21 protein-coding genes are annotated in these 25,811 nt (G+C 70.4%); 9 read left to right on the top strand and 12 right to left on the bottom strand.

Annotated elements, in window-relative coordinates; all coding sequences use genetic code 11:
* Nucleotides 1-66: 66 nt before the first annotated feature.
* The 7 genes from JOM49_RS13365 to JOM49_RS13335 all read right to left on the bottom strand — a co-directional run bounded on the left by JOM49_RS13365 (nt 67) and on the right by JOM49_RS13335 (nt 7,123).
* Nucleotides 67-1,287 carry an ABC transporter permease gene (locus JOM49_RS13365; RefSeq protein WP_209664617.1) on the bottom strand — a complete coding sequence of 407 codons (1,221 nt, stop codon included), beginning with the start codon at nt 1,285-1,287 and terminating at the stop codon, nt 67-69.
* Nucleotides 1,284-1,967 (bottom strand): ABC transporter ATP-binding protein, encoded by a 684-nt coding sequence (locus JOM49_RS13360; RefSeq protein ID WP_209664616.1) that lies wholly within the window; start codon nt 1,965-1,967, stop codon nt 1,284-1,286. The genes JOM49_RS13365 and JOM49_RS13360 overlap by 4 nt, the downstream gene beginning before the upstream one ends.
* The gene (locus tag JOM49_RS13355) at nt 1,964-3,019 is read right to left on the bottom strand and encodes an RND family efflux transporter (protein WP_209664615.1); all 1,056 of its coding nucleotides are present in this window, start codon (nt 3,017-3,019) and stop codon (nt 1,964-1,966) included. The genes JOM49_RS13360 and JOM49_RS13355 overlap by 4 nt, the downstream gene beginning before the upstream one ends.
* 23 nt (nt 3,020-3,042) lie before the next feature.
* A protein-coding gene (locus JOM49_RS13350; RefSeq protein WP_245369318.1) for an IS5 family transposase occupies nt 3,043-3,875 on the bottom strand; the annotation gives its coding sequence in 2 pieces (ribosomal slippage) (nt 3,043-3,539 and nt 3,539-3,875; 834 coding nt in all).
* Between the two features lie 52 nt (nt 3,876-3,927).
* Complete coding sequence (locus JOM49_RS13345; protein WP_209664613.1) at nt 3,928-4,380, bottom strand: hypothetical protein; 453 nt, start codon at nt 4,378-4,380, stop codon at nt 3,928-3,930.
* 738 nt (nt 4,381-5,118) lie between these two features.
* Entirely contained in the window at nt 5,119-6,465 is a 1,347-nt protein-coding gene (locus JOM49_RS13340; protein ID WP_209664612.1) for a sensor histidine kinase, read from the bottom strand.
* Nucleotides 6,458-7,123 (bottom strand): response regulator transcription factor, encoded by a 666-nt coding sequence (locus JOM49_RS13335; protein WP_153035353.1) that lies wholly within the window; start codon nt 7,121-7,123, stop codon nt 6,458-6,460. The genes JOM49_RS13340 and JOM49_RS13335 overlap by 8 nt, the downstream gene beginning before the upstream one ends.
* Before the next feature lie 156 nt (nt 7,124-7,279).
* Between JOM49_RS13335 and JOM49_RS13330 the strand changes: the two genes are divergently transcribed.
* From JOM49_RS13330 to JOM49_RS13310, 5 genes are read left to right on the top strand one after another with little or no spacing between them, the layout of a single operon-like run.
* Nucleotides 7,280-8,311, top strand: a complete 1,032-nt coding sequence (locus JOM49_RS13330) for a 3-oxoacyl-ACP synthase III family protein (RefSeq protein ID WP_209664611.1) — start codon at nt 7,280-7,282, stop codon at nt 8,309-8,311.
* Entirely contained in the window at nt 8,311-10,152 is a 1,842-nt protein-coding gene (locus JOM49_RS13325; protein ID WP_209664610.1) for an HAD-IIIC family phosphatase, read from the top strand. The genes JOM49_RS13330 and JOM49_RS13325 overlap by 1 nt, the downstream gene beginning before the upstream one ends.
* Entirely contained in the window at nt 10,149-10,373 is a 225-nt protein-coding gene (locus tag JOM49_RS13320) for an acyl carrier protein (RefSeq protein WP_209664609.1), read from the top strand. Before JOM49_RS13325 ends, JOM49_RS13320 begins: the two co-directional genes overlap by 4 nt.
* The gene (locus JOM49_RS13315; protein ID WP_209664608.1) at nt 10,370-11,149 is read left to right on the top strand and encodes a 2-oxo acid dehydrogenase subunit E2; all 780 of its coding nucleotides are present in this window, start codon (nt 10,370-10,372) and stop codon (nt 11,147-11,149) included. The genes JOM49_RS13320 and JOM49_RS13315 overlap by 4 nt, the downstream gene beginning before the upstream one ends.
* The gene (locus tag JOM49_RS13310; RefSeq protein WP_209664607.1) at nt 11,146-12,360 is read left to right on the top strand and encodes a cytochrome P450; all 1,215 of its coding nucleotides are present in this window, start codon (nt 11,146-11,148) and stop codon (nt 12,358-12,360) included. The genes JOM49_RS13315 and JOM49_RS13310 overlap by 4 nt, the downstream gene beginning before the upstream one ends.
* Nucleotides 12,361-12,540: 180 nt before the next feature.
* On the opposite strand, the gene JOM49_RS13305 is transcribed toward JOM49_RS13310, so the two are convergent.
* A complete protein-coding gene (locus JOM49_RS13305; protein WP_209664606.1) occupies nt 12,541-15,312 on the bottom strand; it encodes a helix-turn-helix transcriptional regulator in 2,772 nt (923 codons plus the stop codon).
* Nucleotides 15,313-15,830: 518 nt separating this feature from the next.
* Here JOM49_RS13305 and JOM49_RS13300 point away from each other — a divergent pair.
* Nucleotides 15,831-18,299 carry an ATP-binding protein gene (locus JOM49_RS13300; protein WP_209664605.1) on the top strand — a complete coding sequence of 823 codons (2,469 nt, stop codon included), beginning with the start codon at nt 15,831-15,833 and terminating at the stop codon, nt 18,297-18,299.
* Here the strand turns inward: JOM49_RS13300 and recD2 are convergent.
* Complete coding sequence (recD2, locus tag JOM49_RS13295) at nt 18,285-20,489, bottom strand: SF1B family DNA helicase RecD2 (RefSeq protein ID WP_209664604.1); 2,205 nt, start codon at nt 20,487-20,489, stop codon at nt 18,285-18,287. The two genes, JOM49_RS13300 and recD2, sit on opposite strands and share 15 nt — an antisense overlap.
* A gap of 31 nt (nt 20,490-20,520) precedes the next feature.
* Between recD2 and cobF the strand changes: the two genes are divergently transcribed.
* Nucleotides 20,521-21,270 carry a precorrin-6A synthase (deacetylating) gene (gene cobF / locus JOM49_RS13290; protein ID WP_209664603.1) on the top strand — a complete coding sequence of 250 codons (750 nt, stop codon included), beginning with the start codon at nt 20,521-20,523 and terminating at the stop codon, nt 21,268-21,270.
* Between the two features lie 95 nt (nt 21,271-21,365).
* Complete coding sequence (locus tag JOM49_RS13285) at nt 21,366-22,673, top strand: NAD(P)/FAD-dependent oxidoreductase (protein ID WP_209664602.1); 1,308 nt, start codon at nt 21,366-21,368, stop codon at nt 22,671-22,673.
* On the opposite strand, the gene JOM49_RS13280 is transcribed toward JOM49_RS13285, so the two are convergent.
* Nucleotides 22,670-23,131: an Lrp/AsnC family transcriptional regulator gene (locus tag JOM49_RS13280; protein WP_209671145.1), complete on the bottom strand. Its 462-nt coding sequence runs from the start codon at nt 23,129-23,131 to the stop codon at nt 22,670-22,672. The two genes, JOM49_RS13285 and JOM49_RS13280, sit on opposite strands and share 4 nt — an antisense overlap.
* A 112-nt stretch (nt 23,132-23,243) precedes the next feature.
* Between JOM49_RS13280 and JOM49_RS13275 the strand changes: the two genes are divergently transcribed.
* A complete protein-coding gene (locus tag JOM49_RS13275) occupies nt 23,244-24,278 on the top strand; it encodes a Glu/Leu/Phe/Val dehydrogenase dimerization domain-containing protein (protein WP_209664601.1) in 1,035 nt (344 codons plus the stop codon).
* A gap of 156 nt (nt 24,279-24,434) precedes the next feature.
* Here the strand turns inward: JOM49_RS13275 and JOM49_RS13270 are convergent, their stop codons facing one another.
* Nucleotides 24,435-25,280, bottom strand: a complete 846-nt coding sequence (locus JOM49_RS13270; protein WP_209664600.1) for a DUF4097 family beta strand repeat-containing protein — start codon at nt 25,278-25,280, stop codon at nt 24,435-24,437.
* A gap of 36 nt (nt 25,281-25,316) precedes the next feature.
* Complete coding sequence (locus tag JOM49_RS13265; protein WP_209664599.1) at nt 25,317-25,808, bottom strand: toxin-antitoxin system HicB family antitoxin; 492 nt, start codon at nt 25,806-25,808, stop codon at nt 25,317-25,319.
* Between the last annotated feature and the right edge of the window lie 3 nt (nt 25,809-25,811).

Here is a 25,811-nt window from a genome sequence, read left to right as displayed (position 1 = left end):
CGTTGCCTGACTGTGCCGATCCAGCCTTGGACCGGCCTTAACGCGCCTTGGAACCCGCTGAACCACTCAGGCGGGCCGGACCGCTTCCGCCGGTTCGAGCCGGGCCGCCCGGCTCGCCGGGTACAACCCCGCCAGGCCGCCGACCAGCAGCGCGGCCAGCACGCCACCCGCCAGGCCGACCACCGGCAGCACGATCGGCCACCCCATGACCAGCGCGTAGACGATCGTCACGCCGGCGCCGAGCAGCACCCCGGCGAACCCGCCGAGCCCGGCCTGCACCAGCGCTTCGACCAGGAACTGCGAGCGAACGTGCCGCCGGGTCGCGCCCAGCGCACGCCGCACGCCGATCTCGTTGCGTCGTTCCAGCACCGAGATCACCATGACGTTGGCGATGCCGACGCCACCGACGAGCAGCGCGACCCCACCGAGGCCGAGCAGCAGCGTGGTGAACGCGGTGTCCGCGGCGGCCCGGGCCTCCAGCGCGTCCGACGGCCGGGTCACCTCGACCTCCTGCGGGCTCTCCGGATTCGCCGTCGCACCGGCCACGTCGCGGACCGCGTTGATGTCGTCCGGGTTCGCCCGCACGTAGACCGTGGTGGGTGAGCCCTGGTAGCCGAACTTCTGGGTGGCGATGTCGGTGCCGATGAGCGCCGCGCTGTCCAGCTCCGGCGCCAGCGGCATCGCCTGCAGCACCCCGACCACGGCGAACCACTGTTCACCGAGCCAGACCAGCTGCCCGCCTTCGCTGATGTCCACGCCGTGGCGCTGCGCGGCGGTCGTGCCGAGCACCACGGTCGGGTAGCCGGACAACCCGGCGTCCAGCCAGCGACCGGACGCCATCTTGCCGTTCAATGTGGACAGCAGGTCGGCCTCGGCGGCCAGCACCACGACCCCGCGGGTGTCGGTGGCGGGCATCTGATCGGTGCGGCGCACGGTCACGTCGAGTTGCGCCACCGTGGACACCGCCTGCACCTGGTCCAGAATGGACAGACGTCCGCCGGACTCGGCGGGCAGTTCGACGTCCTCGTCGCTGCTGAACGACTGCCCCGGCTTGACGGTCAGGTAGTTCGTGCCGAGATCGTCCAGCACCTGCAACAGGTTCGCCTGCGAAGAAGCGGAGATCCCGACCACCGCGACGATCGCGGCGATGCCGATCGAGATGCCCACGGCGGTCAGCATCGCGCGGCCCCGGCGGCCGAGCACACCGAGCTTGCCCAGTGCGACCGCGTCCCGGAAGCGCAGCACGGATTTCTCCAGCCGCGGTGGTTTTTCCTCGGTGATGGTCATACCAGTGCCCCCTGGATGATCTGGCCGTCGCGGATGTGCACCCGGCGCGGGGCTGCGCGCGCGATCTCCTCGTCGTGCGTGATGAGCACGAGCGTCGCGCCGTCGGCGTGGAGTTCGCCGAACAACCGCATGATCTCCTCGCCGTTGCGCGAATCCAGGTTTCCGGTCGGCTCGTCGGCCAGCACCAGAGCCGGATCGCCGACCAGCGCCCGCGCGATCGCCACCCGCTGGCTCTCACCGCCGGACAACTGCGAGGGACGGTGGCCGAGCCGGTGCCCGAGCCCGACCCTGGTCAGCGCCGACTCCGCGCGGCGGCGGCGTTCGGCTGCCGGGACGCCGCGGTACATCAACGCGGTGCCCACGTTGTCCAGCGCGCTCAGGCTCTGCAGCAGGTGGAAGGACTGGAACACGAAGCCGAGCGAGCGGCCACGCAGCGCGGAAAGCTTCTCGTCGTTGAGCTTGCCGACCTCGTGGCCGTCGATCCGGACCGAGCCGGAGGTCGGCTTGTCCAGTGCGCCCATCAGGTTCAGCAGGGTCGACTTGCCGGAACCGGACGGTCCGACGATGGCCACCCATTCCCCGGGCATCACGGTCAGGTTGACGCCGTTGAGCGCGCGAACCGGTGGCACACCGGGGTATTCACGCACCGCGTCGACGATTTCGAGCACCGGCCTGGTCATTTCGGGACCTCCACCTTGTCGCCCGCCTGCACGCCACCGGTGACCACCACGAAGCCGTCACCCCAGGCACCGAGTTCGACCGGGGTCCGGACGCTCGCCCCACCTTGTGCGGGAAGCACGTCGACGGCGTAGCCACCGCCGGGCACGCCGACCACCGCGGCCACCGGCACGGTCAGCGCCTGCTGCGCGACCACCGTCGTGTAGCGCACGGTCACCGGCGCGAGGGCGAAAGTCTCGCCGGCGGCGGCGTCGGCCAGCTTCACCTTGAGCTTGTAGACCTGTTTGCCCTCGGCGTCGGCTTCGAGCGCGGTGCCGACTTCCTCGATGGTGCCGTCGATCTTGTCGCCGCTCGGGGGTTCGACCTTGACCGCGGCGTCGATCGTGACCAGGTCGCGGTTCACCGGGTCGAGGTCCACGGTGACCAGGCGCTCGGTGCTCGAAACGGTGAGCACGGCCTGCCCTGGCACCACCGGCGCGCCGATCGTGGTGTTCCGCTTGGCGACGCGGACGTCGCCGGGGGTGAAGACGATGTCGCCGAGGGAGGCGGTGCCGTCGATGACCGCGCCGACGTCCTCCTGGTACTTCTTCAGCGCGGTGGTGGTCACCGAGTTCCAGTGCGCGTCGGGGTAGGTGCTCGACTTCTTGCCGTAGCCGAGGTTGACCAGGGTCTCCTCGAGCTGCGCGACGTCGGGTCCGTCGGTGATGCCGGGGCCGAGGTCGCGGTAGGCGGGGATGGTGCCGTTGAACAGGACCACCGGCCGCTCGTCGACGCGCAGCAGCACGCCGCCGGACTTGATCGTGTCGCCGACGTTGGGCAGCGTGGTGGCGATCCCGCTCTTGGCCGCGGGCAGGTCGCGTTCGTCGCGGTAGGCGATGACGCCGTTCATGGTCTCGGTCCGGCTGAGGTCGCGGACGGCGACCTGCGCGGTGTTGGTCGCGGGCTGCCCGGCCCCGGCGGGTGGCGCGGGGCGGGTCGCGGTCAGCAGCACCGCGGTGACCGCTCCGGCGACCACCACCGGGACCGCGATGAGGGCGATCGTGCGCTTCTTCATGGGGTTCGTCCTTAGACCGCATCTCATTTGGGGTTGTCGTGGGTGAGAAGATCCAGCTTGACCGCTCGGCGGTAGCAGATCACTGCGCAGGCCAGCTGGGTGAAACCCAGGAAATGGACGGCCTTGCGCTCGTAGCGACGGGCCAGCCGCCGGAACCGGGAAACCCACTCCAAGGTCCGCTCGACGACGTACCGATGACGTCCCAGCCGTGTGGCCGACTCGATACCCCGGCGGGCGATCCGAGCAATGATGCCCCGCCGACGCAGCACCTTCCGGCAGGTCGCATAGTCGTAGCCCTTGTCCGCGTGCAGCTTGCGCGGCCGGCGCCGAGGCCGTCCGACCGGCCCGGCGACCGGCTCGACCGCATCGACCACCGCCTCGAACGTCAGGTGGTCGTTGCGGTTGGCCGCGGAGACGACCACCGACAGCGGGATGCCACCGCGATCGCTCATCGCGTGAATCTTCGAGCCCGGCTTGCCCCGGTCGACCGGACTGGGACCGGTCAGGTCCCCCCTTTTACCGCCCTGACCTGCATGGCGTCCACCGACGCCCGAGACCAGTCGATCGCTCCGGCAGAACCGAGCAGATCCAGCATCATCTGGTGCAGCCGGGCGAACACATCCGCCTCGACCCACTCCGTAAATCGGCGATGCGCCGTCGGAGCACTCACACCGAACGAGGCCGGCACCGCTGACCAGGCACAACCGGTCTGCAGCACGTACAAGATCGCGGCCAGCACCGCACGGTCGTCCAACCGGCGCCGACCCCCGCCCTGGTGGCGTTGCGGCGCATCGGGCAACAGCGAACACGCCAGCAGCCACAACGGCTCCGGACACCACTTCTCCACATCCGTCATCGCCGATCAACACTATCGCCCGCCCGACAACCACCCCAAACGAGATGCGGTCTTACTTTCCGGCGGTGGCGCAGGTCTTGAGCGCCTCGGCCGTCGCGGGATCCGTGCGGTCGAGGCCGGGCCCGAAAGCGCCGCCCGGCTGCCCCGGTACCGGATCGGGCACCTGGATGCCCTGCTCGCGGAGGCATTTGGCGAGGGCGAGCAGTTCTTCCTGCTGGTGCTTGAGCTGCTCGGGGTCTTGTTTCTGGCGCTCCTGCACGACGTCGGCGAGAATGGCGCCGCAGGTGCGGTCGGCACTCTCGAACGCGGCGGACGCGGTGTCGACGCCCTCGTACATGGCGCTCGGGTCGTCGGCGCGGGGGTCGGGCACCTGGACGCCGTTGTCGCGCATGCACTGGGCGTACTGCAGGTACACACTGCCCTGCTGTTGCGGTTGCTGGGGCGCCTCACCGGCGCAGGCGCTGAGGGCCAGCGCCAGGCACACCACCATCGACGAGCGGAACATCGCCGCACCCCTTCTCCACTGGTTGCGTTGTGCTGGTCACTGTGCCGACCAGGCCTTGGACGGGACTTAGCCGCGCTGAGGAGAAGCTGAACGGCAGGATTGACGCCGCCCCCTACAGGTGCTACCCGCATGCCAAGAACGTGGCCTTCACGGCGCCACATCGCCCAACCCCGCGCTCGGACAGCCGAGTCCCACGCCCGGGAGGCTGAGTCTCACGTTCAAGCACGCGAGTACCACGTTCAGGAAGCCGAGTCACACGTTCGCGCACCCGAGTCCCACACTCAGGCACCCGAGTCCCACACTCAGGCACCCGAACCCCACGTTCGCGCACCCGAATGCCACGTTCAGGCAGGCGAACCCCACGTTCGCGCAGGCGAGTTACGCAGTCAGGCAGGCGAGTGCCACGTTCGCGCGGCCGGATTCCGTGATCGCGCGTGTGGGGCTTGCCCGGGCCAGTGCGCGGCACAACCGCTGCCGCAGTGCGGGAATCACCGCGCGAATGTGGGGCTCGGGTGCCCGAGTGTGAAGCTCGGCTGCCTGAACGTGCGGTTCGGGCGCCTGAACGTGGAACTCGGATGCGCCAACGTGGGGTTCGGATGCGTGAACGTGCGGTTCGGGCGCCTGAACGTGCGGCTCGGGTGCGTGAACGTGCGGCTCGGGTGCGTGAACGTGCGGTTCGGGTGCACGAGCGTGAGAGTGGGCTACGCGAACGTGGGGTTCGGGTGTGTGGGTGTGGGGTTAGGGGGTGGGGAGGCGGACTTCGAAGAGGGCGCCGCCCAGGGTGGGGGAGGCGGTGATGGTGACGTCGCCGCCGTGGCTTCGGGCGATCCGGCGGACGAGGGCCAGGCCCAGTCCGACGCCCCCGCTGGCCCGGTCCCGGCTGCCGTCGACGCGGAAGAAGCGGTCGAACACGCGTTCCCGCTGGTCCGGCGGCACACCAGGGCCGTCGTCCTCGACGGTGAAGATTACCTGCCTGCCGTCCCGCCGCAGGTGGACGGCGACCACCCCGGCGGCGTGCTTGTCCGCGTTGTCCAGCAGGTTCCGCACCAGGCGCACGAGTTCGGGCACCACGCCGGTCACCCGCACCGGGGTCAGCGCGGGCCGCACTTCCGCGTGCCGCACTGCGCCGATCTCGCCCGCGACGATTTCGTCCAGCTGCACGGGTTCCGCTCGCCGGGAGACCGCGGCCTCGTCCAGGCGCGCCAGCGTCAGCAGGTCGCCGGTGAGCCGCTCCAGGCGGCGGTGGTCGTCGAGCAGGCGCGTCGCGACGTTGCGCCAGTCGGCGTTGCCCCGGTGCGCCAGCGAGACCTCCAGTTCCGCCCGCATCGCGGCGAGCGGCGTGCGCAGTTCGTGTGAAGCGTCCGAGACGAATTCACGTTGCCGCCGCGCGCCCGAGGCGATCCGGTCGAGCATGCGGTTCAGCGTCCGCGTCAGCCTGCCGACCTCGTCGCCGGTGTCCTGCTCCGGCAGTCGTTCGTCCAAAGTGGAGTGACTGATCGCCTCGGCCCGCCGTCGCACCGCCTCGATCGGGCGCAGCGCGCGGTCCACCGCGAACCAGGTGAGCCAGCCGACGAAGACCGTCAGCACCGGCGCGGCCACCAGCAGCGAGTTCACCACCAGGTCGATGCTCTGGGTGATCTGCCCCGACCGCGAGATCGCCCGCACCGTGCGCGCCTCGCCCTGCGGGGTGGACACCGTGCGCGCGGGCACGATCTCGAAGTCCTTCGCCGGCGGGATGTCGTCGGCGCTCGCCTCGGTCGCGCGTGTGCGCCCGTCAGGCACCGGCCGGTCGGCGACCGCCTTCGCGCCGGTCTCCGGCACCGACGCGACCACCTTCCCTGCCTCGTCCTCGACGCGGATCAGGGTGGCCGCCGACGGGTCCTCCGGCGGCAGCGGCTGCCCGTGCTCCAGTGCGTCGGCCACCTTGTCCACCTGCAGCGCGGCGGCGTCGGTCATCCCCCCGAACAGCGTGTTCGACATGCTGTTGACCAGCACGAACGAGGCCACGGTCAGCGCGAGGCCGACCGCCAGCGTGACCACCAGGGTCAGCCGCAACCGCAGCGAGCGCGGCCGCACCCTAGGCATCCGGGTCCACCAGCCGGTAGCCGAGGCTGCGGATCGTCTCGATGCGTGCCGCGCCGATCTTGCGGCGCAGGTACGACACGTACACCTCGACCAGGTTCGTGTCCCCCGCCGAGTCCAGCCCCCAGACCGCGTTGAGCAGGCGGTCCTTCGACATCACCCGGTTGCGGTTGCGCAGCAGCGCCTCCAGCAGCGCCCGCTCCCGCGGCTGCAGGGTCAGCTGCTTGCCGTTGACCATGCACTCGCCGGACTCCGGGTCGAGCGAGAGCCCGCCGTGGCTGAGCAGCCGCGGCCGCGGTGTCGCCCCGCGCCGGGCCAGCGCCCGCAGCCGGGCCACGAGCACCACGAACGAGAACGGCTTGCGGAGGTAGTCGTCCGCGCCGACGTCCAGCCCGTCGGCCTCGTCGTATTCGCCGTCCTTCGCGGTGAGCATCAGCACCGGCGTCCAGACCTCCTCGGCCCGCAGCCGCTTGGCGACGGTGTAGCCGCTGATCGAGGGCAGCAGCACGTCCAGCACGACCACGTCGTGCGCGCCTTCGCGGGCCTGCCAGTAGCCGTCGAACCCGTCGTGGACCACGTCCACGTCGAAGCCCTCGGCCGTGAGGCCCGACGACAGCACCTCGGCGAGGCGGACGTCGTCCTCGACCACCAGAACCCGCATAGCCCCGCCTTCCGCGCCATCGGCAAATCCCCAGCGAATGCACGATCGCACAGCCTTATTAGACCTTCCTGAGTCCGCGTGCGTAAGTCCGGCGAAAGAAACGGTTTAGGCGCTCAGCCGAGCATGAGGGTGAATTCTCGGCAGGGAGGAAACTCGATGGGCGCCCGTCAAACGTACGTCCTGGCCGCCGGCACGGCCTTTCCCGGGCCGCTGGTGGACAACGCGGCGCTGGCCGCCCGGTTCGGCACCACCGGCGCGTGGCAGCAGTGGGTGGACACCTTCATCGGCACCCGGACCCGCCACCTCGCGGTCGACCCGGAGACCGGCAAATCACACGCCAGCCTGGCCGACCTCGGGGAGGAAGCCGGGCGCAAAGCCCTGGCCGGCGCCGGGCTGGGCCCCGGTGACATCGACCTGGTGGTGATGGGCAGCGCCACCCCCGACCAGCTGATGCCCGCCACGGTCAACCTCATCGCCGACCGGCTGGGCATCAACGAGGTGCCCACCTACCAGCTGCAGTCCGGCTGCACCGGCGCGGTGCAGGCCCTCGACCTGGCGCGGCAGCTGCTGTCCACCGGGCGGCACCGCAACGCGCTCGTGCTCGGCGGTGACGTGTGCGTCAAGCACCTCGACTTCGACACCGACTTCGCCACGCTGCCCCCGGCGCAGCAGGTCAATTTCATCCTTTTCGGTGATGGCGCCGGGGCGACCGTGCTCAGCACGGACCCGGGGCCCGAGGCGGTGGAACTGCGGCACGTGTTCGTCCGGCTGGTCGGGCTCGGCAGGCCGCCGGGGCAGGTCGTCGAGTGGTTCGGCGTGGCCGACCGCGACGACGACCGGGCGCCGGTGCTGGAGGACTACAAGGCGATCGAGGAGTCGGTGCCCGGGATGGCCGCCGAAGTACTGGACGAGCTGCTCGGCGAGCTGGACTGGTCGCGGACCGATCTCGACTACCTCCTGCCGCCGCAGTTGTCCGGGAAGATGACCGCGAACATCGTCGAGCGGCTCGAGGCGCCGGACGCGCACGAGGTCAGCTGCGTCGCCGACACCGGCAACATCGGCAACGCGATGCCGTTCGTGCAGCTCGAGAAGGTCCTGCCGTGGCTGGTGCAGGGCGATCGCGTGGCCGGTATCGCGATCGAATCCAGCAAGTGGATCAAATCCGGCTTCGCGGTGGAGAAGCACTGATGGACTTCTTCGCCGCCTACCGCGACGGCCTGCTCGCGGACGACTACCACCGCGTGCCCGCACTGCTCACCGGCCTCGACCCGGCCGAACTCGCCCGTGCCGGGCGGCTCCTCGCGAACCTGGCGGTCGACGACACCCAGGCGACCGTGGTCCGGGTGGCGATCACCGGCCACGGCACCCTGTCCCCACTGGTGCCCTCGTTGACCGCCGAAGTCGCCCGGCACGGGTTGCTGCTGCGCCCGACCGTCGGCGACTTCGGCGGCTACCTCACCGAACTGTCCGATCCGGACAGTGAGCTCTACCGCGCGGAAGCGGAAATCACGCTCTGCGTACTCGACGCCGGGATCATCTTCGACGAGGTCCCGGTGCCGTGGCGGCCCGCGGACGTACGCGCGGTGCTCGACGAGAAACTGGCCTTCCTCGACAAACTGGCGTCGATCTTCGAGGCGAACAGCAAGGGCACCCTGGTGCTGAACACCTTGCCGTTGCCCCATCGCCTCAGCGCACAACTGGTCGACCACCAGTCACGCGCCGAACTCGGCGCGTTGTGGCGCGAGGCGAACGCTCGCCTGCTGCGATTCGGCGAACAACACCCCGGCGTGCTGGTGGTCGACCTGGATCCCTTGCTGGCCGAGGGCATTCCGGTCGAAGACCCGCGAATGGCCGTATACGCCAAAATGCACCTGTCGACCGAACTGCTCGCGCGGTACGCCCGCGAAATCGGGCACCTGGCGAGGAATACCGCCGGACGCACCAAGAAATGCCTCGTGCTCGATCTCGACGGCACGGTGTGGGGCGGCATCCTCGGCGAGGACGGGCACGACGGCGTCGAAGTCGCCGAAACCCACCACGGCGAGGCGTTCCGCGCGTTCCAGCGGGTGGTCAAGCAGATCGGCGCGCAGGGTGTGCTGCTCGCGGTGGTGAGCAAGAACGACCTCGAACCGGTGCGCCGGGCGCTCACCGAAAACCCGCAGATGACCCTGAGCGAGAACGACTTCGTCCGGATCATCGCGAACTGGCAGCCCAAGCACGACAACCTGAAGCAACTGGCCGCCGACCTCAACCTCGGCGTGGACGCGTTCACCTTCGTCGACGACAGCACGCTCGAATGCGGACTGGTCCGCGAGGAACTCCCCGGCGTCGCCGTGCTCCCGGTGACCGGGGACCCGGCACTGCACGTCGGCACCCTGCTGGCCGACGGCTGGTTCGACGTGCGAGAGCTGACCGTCGAAGACCGCGCCCGGGTGGACAAGTACCGCGAGGATCTGTCCAGAAAGGACTTCCTGGACAACTTCGACTCGATCGAGCAGTACCTGGCGGAACTCGGCGTGCGGGTGCGGTTCGCCCCGGCGACCGAGAAGGAACTCCCCCGCGTGTCCCAGCTTTCGCTGCGCACCAACCAGTTCAACCTGACGACCCGGCGACTGCAGTTGCCCGAGGTGCGCGAGCTGGCCGATGATCCCGCGTGGCACGTGCTCGCCATCCGCTCCAGCGACCGGTTCGGCGACAACGGCCTCGTCGGCGTCATCTTCGGCCGACGCGAAAACGATGCACTCCACCTCGAGAACTTCATCCTCAGCTGTCGCGTGTTCTCGCGCGGCATCGAGCAAGCGTGCCTTTCGGCGCTGCTGCACCACGCCCGCGAGCACGGCCTGACCGAGGTGTTCGGCAGTTACCGCCCCACCGCGAAGAACGGCAAGGTCGCCGACTTCTACCGCCGCTACGGGTTCACCACCCTGCCGGGGTCCGACGACGGGGTCACCCGCTTCCGGCACGACCTCGGCGAGCTCACCGAAGCCCCTGCCCACGTCGACCTCGACTTCGGAGGAACCCTCCAGTGAACACAGTGGACGATCTGGTCACGCTGGTCCGCGACGAGCTGGGCCTGCCGGTCACCACCTCGGACGCCGGGCGCAGCCTGGACGAACTGCCCGGCTGGGACTCGGTGTACCTGCTGTGGTTGCTGACCGTGGTGGAGAAGAAGACCGGCCGGCCGGTCTCCCTGCCGGACCTGCTCGAAGCGGGCAGCCTTTCGGACGTGTACTCGCTGGTGGCGGCATGAGCTTCCCGGCGATCGCCCGAGAACGGCGGCACACCCTCTACTTCCTCCGCGAGATCCGGCGGTTCTCGCCGGTGTTCCTCGACACCGAGATCGACATGACCGAAGTGACCAGGCACCGGACGGAAGCCAAGGCGGCGGGCGAGCGGTACTCCGTGGTCACCTACGTGGTGCACGCCGCCGCCCGCGTGCTCGCGCGGCACCCCGAAGCGAACGCGGCCATCCGCGGGGGGCTCTTCGCCAAGGTCGCGCGGTTCGGCGGCGTGGACGCGAAGGTGACGCTGGACAAGCACATCAACGGCCAGCGGATCGTACTGTCCACTGTGCTCGATGGAGTGCACGAGGCGAGCCTCGCCGACATCCAGTCCAGAGTGGACCATTTCCGTGATGGCGATCCGGGCACCATGCCCGAATTCGCCGGCGCGCGGAAACTGCACCAGTTGCCGCCGTGGCTCGGCCGGGCGCTGTTCGCGATGGCGGTGCGCCCGCTCGCGGTACGGTCGGCGCGGTTCGGCACCTTCGCGGTCACTTCGCTGGGTCACCGCCCGGTGGACGGCTTCCACTCGGTCGGCGGTACCACCGTCACACTCGGCCTCGGCCGCATCGCCGACCGCCCGGTGGTCCGCGACGGCGAGGTCACCATCGCTCCTCTCATGCGGCTGAACCTGGCCTTCGACCACCGCGTGATCGACGGCGCCGAAGCGGCGGACGTCCTCGCCGAAGTCAAGGAAGAGTTGGAAAAGTTCACCGTCCCCCATCGCCCAGGAGTGCCCTCATGACCCAGGATCCGGCGGCCGAGGTACCGGAGTTCCCGATGGCCCGCAGGTGCCCGTTCGACCCCCCGTCCGAATACGCCAAACTGCGGGAGACCGAACCGGTGTCCCGCGCGCAACTGCCCGACGGCACCCCGGCGTGGCTGCTGACCAGGTACGCCGACGCCCGTGCCGTGCTGGCCCACCCCACGGTGAGCGCGGACATCACCAAACCAGGGTTCCCGCCGCTGATCCCGATCCAGAAGGACATCGTCAAGCAGGGCCACAAGCCGCCGTTCATGCGGCAGGACCCGCCGGAGCACACGGTGTACCGCCGGATGCTCATCCCGGAATTCACCGTGCGGCGAATGAAGGTGCTGCGCCCGGCCATCGAGCAGATCGTCGACGACCAGCTCGACCACCTGCTGGCGCAGGACCGCCCGGCCGACCTGGTCGCCCACCTCGCGCTGCCGGTGCCCTCGCTGGTGATCTGCCGGACGCTCGGCGTGCCCTACGCCGATCACGAGTTCTTCCAGGACAAGACCGGCATCCTGCTCTCCTTCGACAGCACGCCGGAGCAGGTGGCCAAGGCGATGACCGAGATCAGGGCCTTCCTCGGCGACCTGATCTCGGAGAAGCAGCGCACCCCGGACGACGACCTGGTCAGCAGCCTGGTGCACAACCACCTGGAGAAGGGCGAGGTCACCAGGGAGAACCTGCTGGCCACGATTCTGCTGCTGCTCAACGCCGGGCACGAGACCACCGCGAACATGATTTCCCTCGGCACGCTGGCACTGCTGGAAAATCCCGAGCAACTGGCCGCGTTGCGCGCCGATCCCGAACTGGTCGGGCCCGCCGTGGAGGAAATGCTGCGGTACCTGAGCATCGGCGACATCGTGCCCGCGCGCATCGCCACCGAGGACATGGAGGTGGGCGGAACAACGATCAAGGCCGGTGAAGGGCTCATCGCGCTGCTCGGCGCCGCCAACTGGGACACTGGGGTTTTCCCCAGTCCTGAAACGTTCGACATCCACCGCGGGGCGCGCCACCACATCGCCTTCGGGTACGGCGTGCACCAGTGCGTCGGGCAGAACCTGGCCCGCCTCGAGCTGGAAATCCTGTTCCGCAAGCTGGTCTCGCGCGTGCCCACGTTGCGGCTGGCGGCACCGGTGGAGGACCTGCCGTACAAGCGGCAGGGCGCCGTGTACGGCCTGCACGCCCTGCCGGTCGACTGGTAGCAGCCCGCTCCCGGGTGAACTTCGCCCGCCGAATCGAGAATTCCGGCCTTCGTCCCCCACGGACCCAGACCACGCGGTACGCTTACCCCGTCGGCCACCCCCCTCGGCCGACCTTGAGCCCCCGGCGCCACCTCCCCCTCGAGCGCCGGGGGCTTTCTTCTGCGCGCACGATAACCACCGTTATGCCAGGCGGATCCGCGGTGCCGGTTCGGCCCGCAGGTCCAGCGGGAGATCGTTGCGGCGTTTCACGTTGAGCTTGCGGTAGACGCGGGTCAGGTGCTGTTCCACGGTGCTCGCGGTGATGTGCAGTTTCCCGGCGATCTCCCGGTTCGTGTAGCCGATCACCGCCAGCGCGGCGACGCGGCGTTCCGAACTGGTCAGTGAGGTGATGCCGGCGCTGTCCTCCCCGGCACCGGCCCCTGTGGACAGATCGCTGCTCGCGGACAGCAACTCCGCGCATAGCGGTTGCGCATCGCAGACCTTCGCCAGGTGCCAGGCCCGCCGGAAGACCTTCCGCGCACGGCGCTTGTCGTCGGCCTCGTAGTGCACGCGGCTCAGATCGACCAGTACCCGCGCCTGTTCGTAGCAATCCCCGGCGGACTCGAACAGTTCCAGCGCTTCGGTGAGCAGTGAAAGCCGTCGTGGTGACGGGCTCAAAGCCGCCAGCAACCGCAAAGATGCCCCGCGCGTGCGGAAGCCGTCGGTACCCGGCTGGGCCAACTGGTCGTGCACGAGCAGCCGCGCCTGCTCCAGATTGCCCAGCCGCAGCCACGCTTCGGCCGCCGAAGTGCGCCACGGCACCAGTCCGGAGACCTCCAGCCGCCAGCCCTGCATCAGTTCCCCGCAGGACAGGAAGTCCGCGAGCGCGGCGTGGTGGTGGTTCGTGGCGAGGTAGTAGTTCCCGCGCGCGTACAGGTACGGCAGGCCGTACCGGCTGCCGAACATGGCGTCCGGCACGGTGTAGGTGAGCAGTTGCGCGGCCTCCTCGAACCGGCCCATCCGCGTCTTGGCCAGGATCAGGCTGCCCAGCGGCAGGCCGATCGCCACGCCCCACGACTTGCGGGCCAGCTGGTTCAGCGCCACCTCGGCGTGCTCGGCCGCCGCGGCCAGTTCGCCCTGGCGCACCGCGATGGTGGCGCGGGCGCTGGCGAACATCGCCCGCCAGACCGGCGCCCGCCTGCCCTCGGCGGCGCCGAGCAACCGGTCGCACCACTCGGCCGCGCTCTTGGCCTGCCCCGCGCTGATCAGCACCAGCAACGCCAGCATGGCCGACTCCTCGGCCCACGAGGTGCTGCGGTTGAGGTCGATGTCCCGCAGCACCAGCTCCGCCCGGTCCAGCGCCTCGTGACTGCGGCCGCGCGCGAGCATGTCCGCCAGCATCGCGGTGGACTGCAGCCCGGGATCGGCCTTCGGCGTCACCAGCGCGGGTTCCGCCCCCGGGCGGACCGGCGGACGGCTCCGGCGGGCCAGCGTCGGGTGCACGCTGGTCAGCCACAACTCGGTGTGCCGCAGTTCGGCCGCCGCCTCGGGGTGCTGCTCGGCCACCGAGCCACGCAACCGGTCGAGCAGGTCCATCGCCTCGTCGGCCCGGCCGTGCCAGAGCAGCTGCCGGATCAGGACCATGCAGTCGCGGCGGTTGAGCTGATCGGCACGCATGGCCGCGACGAGCGGGTCGAGGTGCTCGGCCGCGGCGGCCGGGTTCACCTGCCATTCGGCGTAGGCGAGCCGCGCGCGGATGGCCGCCCGGTCGGCCTCGCCGAGACTGGCGCGGTGGGCCAGCCGCAGCGCGTCGGCGGCCAGCTCCATCCGGTCGGACAGCAGCGCCTGCTCGGCGGCCTCCAGTAGCACGGTCACCGCCCAGGGCGGGTCCACGTCGGCGGCCTCGATCAGGTGCCCGGCCACGGTCAGGGCCAGCGCACCCTGTTCGTGCAGCAGCCGCGCCGCCCGCCGGTGCAGGTCGATCCGGTCGTCGGGCCCCAGGTCGTCGAGCACGGCCTGCCTGCCCACCGGGTGCCGGAACACGCCGTCGCCGAGCAGGCCCGCCGCGGTCAAGGCGGCACAGCTCTGCCGCACCACGTCCGGATCGGTGACGGCCAGCGCGGCCAGCGCCTCGGGCGAACCCTGCCCGCCCAGCACGGCCACCGCACGGGCCACCCGCGTCCGGACCACGTCCCCGCGGTACAGGCAGCTGAGCACGGCCAGGCCATATCCCTCCGGCCGGGCGGTACCCACCTCGCGGTGGTCCTCGGCCAGCGACGCCAGCAGCAGCGGGTTGCCGCCGGTGGCGGCGTGGAACTCCGGCGCCAGCCTGGTCGGCAGGTCACCGCGTGCCAGCAGGCAGGCCACCCCGGCCTCGGACAGCGGCGCCACCCTGATCCGCCGGAAGTGCGGTTGGCGCAGCAGTTCCCCGCCGAACGGGCGCTGCGCCGGCGCCGGGTCGCTGTCGTCGGTCAGCACGGCCAGTATGCGGGCCGACCGCAGCCGCCGGATCAGGTACAGCAGGCACTGCAGGGACAGCGTGTCCACCTGGCTCAGGTCGTCCACGCCGATCAGCAGCGGGTCCAGCGCGGCCAGCTCCAGCAGCGCCAGTGAGATGCCGTGGAACACCTGCCCCAGCTCGGCGGGTTCCCCCCGGGACCGGGCGGCCAGCGCCTCGGCGACCCCTTCGTCGACCAGCCGCACCAGCCGCGCCTGCAGGTCCACCGGCAGGACCGCGCTGTGCACCAGCTGGCTGATCACCCCGAAGGGCAACGCCCGCTCCGAACGGGAGCACGACGCACTCAGGAATAGCACCCCCGATTTCTGCGCGCGTTCGGCGAACACCCGCAGCAGTTCCGTTTTACCACTCGCGGCCGGGCCGTCGAGCAACGCGACCTGACCTTTCCTGACCAGTGTTTCGTTGAGCAGCAGCTCGAGTACGCGCAACTGCTCATCGCGTTCCACCAGTTCCATCGCCATCCCCCCGGATCGCTCGGCACCGCGGCAACGGTGCTGCTTTCCACTGCAGACCAGCAGCGCGCCGTTGCACTGTTGGACAAACTAGCAACTTTCGTAGGAAAGTCGGAGAAACTGACCCATTGGCCGGAAATTCGGCGCACATCGAGGTGGGCGGGCGCCGGAATCTGATGATAATGCACTAGATCGTATTAACCCGAACGGGTCAGTCATTCTCGGTGCACGTTCGATTATTTTCCGTACTGATACCCTCTTTCATCAGGCCCGGCGCCGCGCGCCACCAGCCCCCGGCACCCCCAGGGAACGGCCCAATCCCGACAGGTGGACCGTGACCGGTTGGTTATAAGCATTTTCTAAGTTAATAATTGACCAAGCACGTTAATCGCTGACCGAACCCCTTCACATCATGTAGCTCGTTCGGGTAAGCTTTCTGAGAAAGTCGGCCCCGATCGGGCGCAGAACTGACGCAGCTGTCCAGTCTTGAATACGAAATCACCGACCGAGGGCGGACGGTCATGCGATTCAATTTGCTGGGTCCGCTGGAGGTGTTCTCCGGCGACAATCCGATCGGCATCAGCGGGCACAATAGGCGGGCGACTCTGGGGTTTCTGCTGTTGCACGCGAACAACGTGGTGGCCACCAGCAGGCTGTTGCAGGCGGTGTGGTCCGGGGGCGCCCCGCAAACCGCAAGGAAGATATTGCACAATGCGATCGCCGACCTGCGCGGGGTGCTGGCCGGCGCCGGTCCCGGGGCGCCGGAGCTGCTCACCACCGCACCCGGCTACCTGCTCCGGATCGACCCGCGGCAGGTGGACCTCTTCCGCTTCCACGAGCTGGTCGAGCACGGCCGGGCCGAGCTGACCGCCCGGTCCTTCGACACCGCCGCGGCGACCCTGCGCGAGGCGCTCGCGCTCTGGCGCGGCCCGGCGCTGGCCGACCTGATCGAGTCCGGGGTCCGCTGGCCGGAGCTGCTCACCGTGCAGAACGCCAAGCTCGCCGCGATCGAGGACTGCATGGAGGCCGAGCTGGCCGGCGGGCGGCACCACGAGGTGATCGGCGAGCTGGAGGCCGTCGCCGAGGCCGAACCGCTGCGGGAACGGCTCGCCGGGCAGCTGATGCTCGCGCTCTACCGGTGCGGCAGGCAGGCCGACGCGCTGACCGCCTACCGCCGGACGCGCACCGCGCTGGTCGACAGCCTCGGCCTCGACCCCAGCCGGGACCTGCAGGCGTTGGAGCGCGCCATCCTCAACCACGACCCGTCGCTCTCGCTGCCCGCCGAGGTCATGGAGACCCCGCCGGCGCTGGCCAGCATCGCGCGCCTGGAGTTCGGTGAGCCGCCCCCGCGCCCGGCCGCCGGTGTGACGCTGGAACGCAAGCGCGTCAGCGCGGTGCTGGTGCGGTCCGAACCGGACCCCGCCACCGAAGACCCGGAGGACCTCGGCGAGCTGCACGACGAGCAGACCGAGCTGGTGCACGCGGAGGCCAGGCGGCACGGCGGCAGCGTGCGCGGCTCCATCGGCTCGACCTGGCTGGTGTTGTTCGGCGTGCCGCGCACCGGCGAGCACGACGCGGTCAACGCCGTGCGGACCGCTTTGGCGTTGCGCGACCGGCTCTGCCGCGCGCACGCCACCGTCACCACCGGCGACGCGCTGGTGTCGCTGTCCGGGCGGCGGGCTCCCGAGGTGGCCGGTGGGCTGCTGGCGGCCGGACTGCGGTTGCTGGCGGATGTCCCGCTCCGCGAAGTGCGAGCCTGCGCGGTCACCCAGGCCGCGACCAGTCACGCCTTCGACTTCACCGACCAGGGCGACACCGCACGCGTGGACGGACCGGTCACCACCACGGTCCGGCCCTTCACCGGGCCGATGATCGGCCGTGACCGCGAACTCGGCCGCCTGCACGGCCTGCTCGACGAGGTGCGGCGGTGGCAGCGTTCACACCTGGTCGCGGTCCTCGGCGAGCCGGGCATCGGCAAGAGCAGGCTGCTGGCCGAGTTCGGCCGCTCGGCACGGGAACTCCGCGAGCCGGTGCGTGTGGTGCGGGCCGTCGGCGGGGAACCGCTGGAGGTCCTCGCCGAACTGGTGCGCTCGTGTGCCGGGATCGAGGCGGACGACTCCTTCGCCACCGCGGCCGCGCGGCTCGCCGAAACCGTGCACCTGCTGCTCGGCACCGGGCATGCCGCCGCGTGGGCGGCGGCGCACCTGCGCACCCTGCTGTGGGAACCGAACAACGCCACGCTCGCCGACTCGGTGCCCGCCTGCCGGGCGTTGCTCGAAGGCGCCGCGAGCACCGCGCCGCTGGTGGTGCTGCTGGACGACCTGCACCTCGCCGGTGAACCGGTGCACCGGTTCGTCGAGGACCTCGCGCAACCGGTGCCGCTGCTGGTGGTCACCACGGGACAGCCGGAACCGGCCCGCCGCGACACCACCACGATGACGCTGGAGCCGCTGTCCGACGCTGCCACCGCACGGCTGCTCGGCACGCTCACCGGGCGGCCCGGCAGGCAGTACGAGCACCTGGTGCGGCGGATCGGCGGCAATCCGCGCTTCGCCGCCGAATACGCCAGGGTGCTGCCGGAGGCCACGCCCTCACCGGCGTGGCGCTGGGCGGTGTGCCAGGCACCGGCCGTGCCGCCGACCGTGCACGCGATGCTCGCGGCTCAGCTGGACGCGCTGCCGCCGGGTGAGAAGGCGGTCCTGCGGGACGCGGCCGTGCTCGACGACCCGTTCACGCCGGAGGCCGTCGCGGCGCTCGGCGAGTACGACCTCGGCGAGGTGGTGAAGCTGCTGGAGACGCTCGGGCGGCAGGACCTGCTGCGGGCACAACGGCGGCTGGCCGACGGCATCCGCGTCGAATTCTCGTTCCGCAGCCCGCTGCTCCGCGAGGTCGCGCGTTCCCAGCTGCCCCGCCGCGTGCTCGCCGAAAAGCAGGCACGGGCGGGCGAATGGGCCGCACCACCGACCGAAGAAGCCTCATCCTGCTCGTAGGCGGTGGGCGAGGGCGGTGTGGCGGCGGCCCGCGCCGACCGTGCGCACCGCCTGCCCGATCGCCTTCTTCGACCCGACCAGCACCACGAGCTGCTTCGCCCGGGTGACCGCGGTGTAGAGCAGGTTGCGCTGCAACATCATCCACGCGCTGGTGGTCAGCGGGATGACCACGCACGGGTACTCGCTGCCCTGCGAGCGGTGGATGCTCACCGCGTAGGCATGGATGAGTTCGTCCAACTCGGCGAAATCGTATTCGACGTCCTCGTCCTCGTCGGTGCGCACCAGCAGGGTCTGCTCGTCGAGGTCCATCGCGACCACCACGCCCTGGGTGCCGTTGAACACGCCGTTCGCGCCCTTGTCGTAGTTGTTCCTGGTCTGCGTGACCTTGTCGCCGACGCGGAAGATCCGCCCGCCGAACCGCCGCTCCGGCACCCCGTCCTTCGGCGGCGTCACCGCTTCCTGCAACAGCGAGTTCAACGCGCCCGCCCCAGCCGGGCCTCGGTGCATCGGCGCCAGCACCTGCACGTCACGCCGGGGGTTCAGGCCGAACTTCTTCGGGATGCGCCGGGCGACCACGTCCACGGTCAGCTTCGCGGCCTCCTCCGGATCGTCCACGCTGAAGTGGAAGAAGTCGGTCAGGCCCTGCGTGATCGGGAAGTCGCCGCCGTTGATCCGGTGCGCGTTGGTCACCACGCCGGATTCGCCCGCCTGGCGGAAGATCTGGGTCAGCCGGACGTGCGGGATCGGCGTGCCGGGCGCCAGCAGATCACGCAGCACCTCACCGGCGCCGACCGAGGGCAGCTGGTCGACATCGCCCACGAGCAGCACGTGCGCGCCCGGCGGGATCGCCTTGAGCAGCTTGTTCGCCAGCAGCACGTCCAGCATCGAGGCCTCGTCGACCACCACCAGATCCGCGTCGAGCGGCCGGTCCTTGTCGTAGGCGGCGTCCCCGCCCGGCTTCAGCTCGAGCAGCCGGTGCACGGTCGCGGCCTCGTGCCCGGTCAGCTCGGTGAGGCGCTTCGCGGCACGGCCGGTGGGCGCGGCGAGCAGCACCTTCGCGCGTTTCGCCGCGGCGAGCGTCACGATCGACCGCACGGTGAAGCTCTTGCCGCAGCCCGGACCGCCGGTGAGCACGGCGACCTTCTCGGACAGCGCCAGCTTGACCGCTTCCTCCTGCGCCGGGGCCAGCTCCGCCTGGGTCTGCCGGTGCAGCCAGGCCAGCGCCTTGCCCCAGTCGACTCCGGCGAAGGCGGGCATCCGGTCGGCACTCGTGTGCAGCAACCGCATCAGCTGCGCGGCCAGGGAAAGCTCGGCTCGGTGGAACGGTACGAGGTAGATGGCGGAAACCCGGTCGTCGCCGTCGGGCAGTTCCTCGCGGACCACGCCCTCCTCGTCGACCAGCTCGGCCAGGCACTCGATCACCAGCCCGGCGTCCACCTGCAGGATCTTGATCGCCTCGGCGATCAGCTCGGTGTCCGGCAGGAAGCAGTGGCCGCTGCCGGTGGCCTCGGACAGGGTGAACTGCAGCCCGGCCTTGATCCGCTGGGGACTGTCGTGCGGGATGCCGACCGCCTTCGCGATGGTGTCGGCGGTCTTGAAGCCGATGCCCCAGACGTCAGTGGCCAGCCGGTAGGGCTCGGTGCGCACCACGTCGATCGAGCGGTCGGCGTACTGCTTGTAGATCCGCACCGCCAGCGAGGTGGACACCCCGACGCCCTGCAGGAAGACCATCACCTCCTTGATCGCCTTCTGCTCCTCCCAGGCCTCGGCGATCAGCTTGGTGCGCTTCGGGCCCAGCTTCGGCACCTCGATCAGGCGTTCCGGGCTGTGCTCGATCACCTCGAGCGAGTCCAGGCCGAAGTGCTCGACGATCTTGTCCGCCAGCTTCGGCCCGATGCCCTTGATCAGCCCGGACCCGAGGTAGCGGCGGATGCCCTGGACCGTGGCGGGCAGCACGGTCTGGTAGTCCTCGACGTGGAACTGGCGCCCGTACTGCGGGTGCGAACCCCACCGCCCGCGCAGCCGCAGCGCCTCCCCCGGCTGCGCGCCGAGCAGTGCGCCGACCACGGTGACCAGGTCGCCACCGCGCCCGGTGTCCACCTTGGCCACGGTGTAGCCGGTCTCCTCGCTGGCGAAGGTGATCCGCTCGAGCGTCGCCTCCAGCGTGGCGTGGCGGAACGGCTCGGTCATGCCCGGACCCTACTAAGGCAGACTTCCGGCGGTGAGGAAGATATCGGTGATCGGGATCGGGGCGGGCGACCCCGATCAGCTGACCGTGCAGGCGATCCGCGAGATCGAGCGGGCCAGGGTGTTCTTCGTGCTGGACAAGGGCGCGGCCAAACGCGACCTGGTGGACCTGCGCGAACGCGTCCTCGAGCAGTACGGCCGCGACTACCGCGTGGTGCACGCCGAGGACCCGGCCCGCGACCGCAGGCCCGCCGACTACCGCGCGGCCGTCGCCGACTGGCACCGCCTGCGCGTGGCGCTGTACACGAAGCTGATCCGCGACGAACTACCCGAGGACGGGCACGGCGCGTTCCTGGTGTGGGGCGATCCCGCGCTCTACGACAGCACGATCACCCTGGTCGAAGCCGTGGCCGAGCAGGTGGAGATCGAGTACTCGGTGATCCCCGGCATCAGCAGCGTCTCCACGCTGGCCGCCCGGCACCGGATCCCGCTGAACCGCATCGGCGAGCCGGTGCAGTTCACCACCGGCCGCCGGCTCGCCGAGGGACTGCCCGGTGACGCCGTGGTCCTGCTCGACGCGAACTGCACCTTCCAGCAGTACTACGGCGAAGACCTCGACATCTTCTGGGGCGCCTACCTCGGGACCGAGGACGAGATCCTGCTCTCCGGCCCGATCGCCGAGGTGGGGCCGGAAATCGAGCAGCGCCGGGCCGAAGCCAGGGCGGAAAAGGGCTGGATCATGGACACCTACCTCCTGCGTGCGAGCCAGGACCCTTCGGGCTAGCGACGCGGGCGCACTGCCGTGCCATCGTTGTTTCCGCCGCGCTCGGGCCGGGTACGCGAAGTGGAAGATCCCGATCTTTCCAGGAGGCAGGCGGAATGGCACGGAAACGGGTGGTCGTCGTCGGCGGCGGGTTCGCCGGCTACCACGCCGCGAAGGCACTGGCCAAGGAACTGAACCGGGAAGAACACGAGATCATCCTGGTCAATCCCACCGACTACTTCCTCTACCTGCCGCTGCTGCCCGAGGTCGCGGCGGGCGTGATCGACCCGCGGCGCGTGTCGGTGTCCCTGCCCGCCACGCTGCGCGGCGTCCGCCTGGTGCTGGGCGAGGTCACCGACGTGAGCCTCGACGCACACGAGCTGACGTACCTCGATCCGGAGGACGAGGAGCACAAACTCGGCTACGACAAGCTGATCCTGGCCGCGGGCAGCGTGAACAAGCTGCTGCCGATCCCCGGTGTCACCGAGCACGCCCACGGCTTCCGCGGCGTGCCGGAGGCGCTCTACCTGCGTGACCACATCACCCGGCAGATCGAGCTGGCCGCGGCCACCGACGACCCGGCCGAGCGCGCCAAGCGCTGCACCTTCGTGGTGGTCGGCGCCGGGTACACCGGCACCGAGGTGGCCGCGCAGGGGCCGGCGTTCACCAAGGCGCTCGCCGCCCGGCACCCGGAACTGGCGGACCAGCCGATCCGCTGGCTGCTGCTCGACCTGGCGCCGAAGGTGCTGCCGGAGCTGGACGAACGCCTCTCGCGCACCGCCGATCGCGTACTGCGTGACCGCGGGGTCGAGGTGCTCATGAAGACCTCGATCAAGGAGGCCGAGAAGGACGGCGTCCAGCTCACCAACGGCGACTACGTGCCCTCGCGCACGCTGGTCTGGTGCGTCGGCGTGCGACCGGACCCGCTGGTGGCCGGCCTGGGCCTGGACACCGAGAAGGGCAGGCTGGTCACCGACGCCTGCCTGAACGTGCCGGGGCAGCCGGACGTGTTCGCCTGCGGTGACGCGGCGGCCGTGCCGGACCTGACCCGGCCGGGCGAGATCACCACGATGACCGCGCAGCACGCGCAGCGGCAGGGCAAGCTCGCCGGGCAGAACGTCGCCGCTTCGCTGAAGGGCGGGCAGCTGAAGAAGTACCGGCACCGCGACCTCGGCTTCGTGGTCGACCTCGGCGAATGGCAGGCCGCGGCGAATCCGCTGCACATCCCGCTGGCCGGGTTCCCGGCGAAGGTGGTCACCCGCGGCTACCACCTGATGGCCATGCCGGGCAACCGCGTGCGCACCGCGGTGGACTGGGCGCTGGAGGCGGTCGGCAAGCGGCAGACCGTGCAGCTGGGCCTGGTGCGCTCGGGCACCGTGCCGCTGGACACCGATTCGCCGGAACTCCCGCGGCTCAGGCGCTAGTTCTCCGGCAGCGGCGCGAGGACGTTCTTCGCCAGGTGCTGGAACACGATCGACGTGCGGAAGCTGACGATCTCGCGCCGCTTGGCCAGCCGGTCCACCAGGAACGAGTGCAGGTGCTCGATGTCCTGCGCGCTCACGTGCAGGAGGAAGTCGTCGCTGCCCGCGGTGACGAACACCGAGAGCACCTCGGGCAGCTTCGCCACGGACTGCCAGAAGGTGTCGATCACCGTCCGGCTCAGCGGGCGGATCTGCGCGGTGACGAGCGCCTGCACCCCGCGGTTGAGCGCGGGCAGGTCGATGTCCGCGTGGTACCCGCGGATCACCCCGCGTTCGCGCAGCAGCCGTGTCCGCTCCAGGCAGGTGGACGGCGCGATGCCGATCTTGCGCGCGATGTCGCGGTTCGACTGCCGTGCATCCTCCTGCAGAAGCCGGACGATCGCCGAATCAAGTTCGTCCAGCATCCCTTGATCCTCTCTGTGCCGAATATCGTTCGGTGATCATGCCTGTCGACCGCGCTTCTGACTAGCTTCGAGCCTTGCTGGTTGTTCAGTTTCGAAGCAGGAGGACGATTTGTCGACCACAGGGGTTTGGGAGCACGAAGAGGTCGTGCTGCGTCGCGGGGCGAGATCCGGATTGCAGCTCACCGTCGCCGCGCATTCACGGGCGCTCGGGCCCGCGATCGGCGGCTGCCGGGTGCGGCACTACGAGGACTGGCGCGACGGCCTCGCCGACGCGCTGCGGCTGGCCAAAGCGATGACGTTGAAGTGCGCGGTCGCCGGGGTGCCGTTCGGCGGCGGGAAGAGCGTGGTGGCCCTGCCGCCTTCGGCGTCACCGGAACTGCGGCTCGCCGCGCTGGAGGACCTCGGCGAGCTGATCGGCTCGCTGGGCGGTTCGTACATCCCGGGGCCGGACGTGGGCACCGGGCCGGAGGACATGGTGGTGCTCCGGCGGCACGCGCCACAGGTGTTCTGCCTGCCGCCCGCCCACGGTGGTGTCGGCTCGTCGAGCGCGCCGACCGCGGTGGGCGTGCTCGCCGCGCTGCGGGCGGGGGCGCGGCACGTGTTCGGCAGCCCGTCGGTGGCCGGGCGCAAGGTGGTGATCAGCGGGTTCGGCGCGGTGGGCAGCCACCTGGCCACCGCACTGGCCGCAGACGGCGCCGCGGTCACCGTGTCCGATGTGGACGATGCGAAACGCCTGCGGGCGGCGGAACTCGGCCTCGGCTGGGTGCACCCCGACGACGCACCGGCCGAACCGGCGGACATCTTCGTGCCCGCCGCGGTCGGCGGGGTGCTCTCGCCCGAGGTGATCAGCCTGCTGACCGCGCCACTGGTCGTCGGCCCGGCGAACAACCAGCTGACCGAGGACTCGGTGGCGCACCGGCTGGACAGCCAGGGCTTCACCTGGATCCCGGACTTCGTGGCCAGCGCCGGGGGCATCATCTACACCCTGGCCAGGGAAATCCGGGGCCTGGACCACGCCGGCGCCACAGCGGAGGTCGAGGGCATCGAGGAAACCACCGACCTGCTGCTGACCAGGGCCCGGTCGAACGGCACCACCCCACTGGCCGAAGCCATCACCCTCGCCACCACCCGCACCAAACCCTGACCCACACCCGAACCCCACGTCCACGCACCCGAACCGCACGTTCGCGCACCCGAACCCCACGTTCAGGCCTCCGTCCGCCAGTCGGGAAACGCTATGAGTGGGGCATTACTTGCAATGAACGCAAGTAATGCCCCACTCATAGCATTGAGAGTTCGATCAGCGGGAGCGGTTGATGCGGATGTTGCCGTAGCCGCTGCGGGCCCGGACCTCCACGGTCTCCACCGGTTCACCGGCCGGCTCACCGGATTCGCCGAGTTCGCTGGCCACCTTGCCGTACCCGGTGCTCACGTCGAGCCAGGCGGCGACGCCCCGGCGGATACCGACCTCGATCTCCCCCGAGGAGGTCTCCAGCTGCACCGACCCGCGCACGACCTCGCCGATCCGGATGTCGCCGTACGCCGTCCTGGCCTCGACCCCGGCATCGGCGTGGTCCACGGTGATGTGCCCGCTGGCGGTGTTGAGCCGCACGTCACCGCCGGCGCGGCCGATCCAGCAGGCACCCGAGGAGTTCCGGATCGACGCGCCGCCGGTCACCTCGCGGATCCGCACCTCGCCGGAAGCCGTGGTGATGTCGACCTCGCCGTCCACGTGGTCGACCACGACGTCACCGGCACTGGAATCCAGCGAAAGCGAGCCGGTCCGGTGGAGCTGGACCTCCCCGCCGGTGGTGAACCGGCACTCGCCGAGCGTGCCCTCGGCGCGGAAGGTGGTCCACGCCGAGTCGGCGCGCACCGACGAACCGGTGGGCAACTCCACCCGGACCCGCACGGCGCTGGTCCGGCCGAACAGCGAGGACCTCGGCGCCGGGGCGCGGACGACCAGCCTGCCGCCGCTGAAGTCCACGGTCGTCCGCTCGGCGGCCTCGACGTCGTGCCGCTTGGCGGGGTTGGCCGGGTGCACCTCGACCACGGTGTCGGTGCGGTCGGCGGCGATGATCGTGGCGTCGCCGACCGGGAGGTCGATGCGCACGGCGATCGGGCCGGGCGTGGCGAATTCAGGCATGGTCGTCCCCTGACGGTGTCCGGTGTGGTGAGCGGCTCAGCGGACCCAGCCGGTGAGGTGCTGGCCGGTCCAGCTGTCGCGCTGCCCGGAGCCGCGGCGGCCGCTCGGCGTGAGGGCCGCGCCGGCGGCCCGGACGAGCCAGGCGTTGATGGACAACCCTTCCGCGCCCGCCGCTTCTTCGATCCGGAGTTTGAGGTTCTCCGGCAACCGGAGGTTGATGCGGGCCGACGGGCCCTCGTCGTCGGTGACCGGCTCTGGCGCGGGAGCCTCGGCCGGCGGCACGGCGGGCTGGGTGACCACGAAGTTCGGCGTGTTGCGCCCCCGCAGGCGCAGGTCCACCGATCCGGGGGCAAGATCGCGGGTGATCTCCTCCGCGGCCGCGGTCAGCGCCTCCAGCAGGGTGAGCCGCACGGCCGACTCGAGCGGCGCGGTCAGCCGCTCGGCCAGGGCACGGGCTTCTTCCCCGCCCGCCTCGGCGGCCAACGCCAACTCGGTGCGGAGACTGTCGACATACGGCGTCAGGTCCATGGC

Origin of the sequence: Amycolatopsis magusensis (assembly GCF_017875555.1) — a bacterium.
GTDB classification, from domain to species: domain Bacteria; phylum Actinomycetota; class Actinomycetes; order Mycobacteriales; family Pseudonocardiaceae; genus Amycolatopsis; species Amycolatopsis magusensis.
Note: the sequence above shows the minus strand (reverse complement) of the source record. Positions and strands in the feature narration are given on the sequence as shown.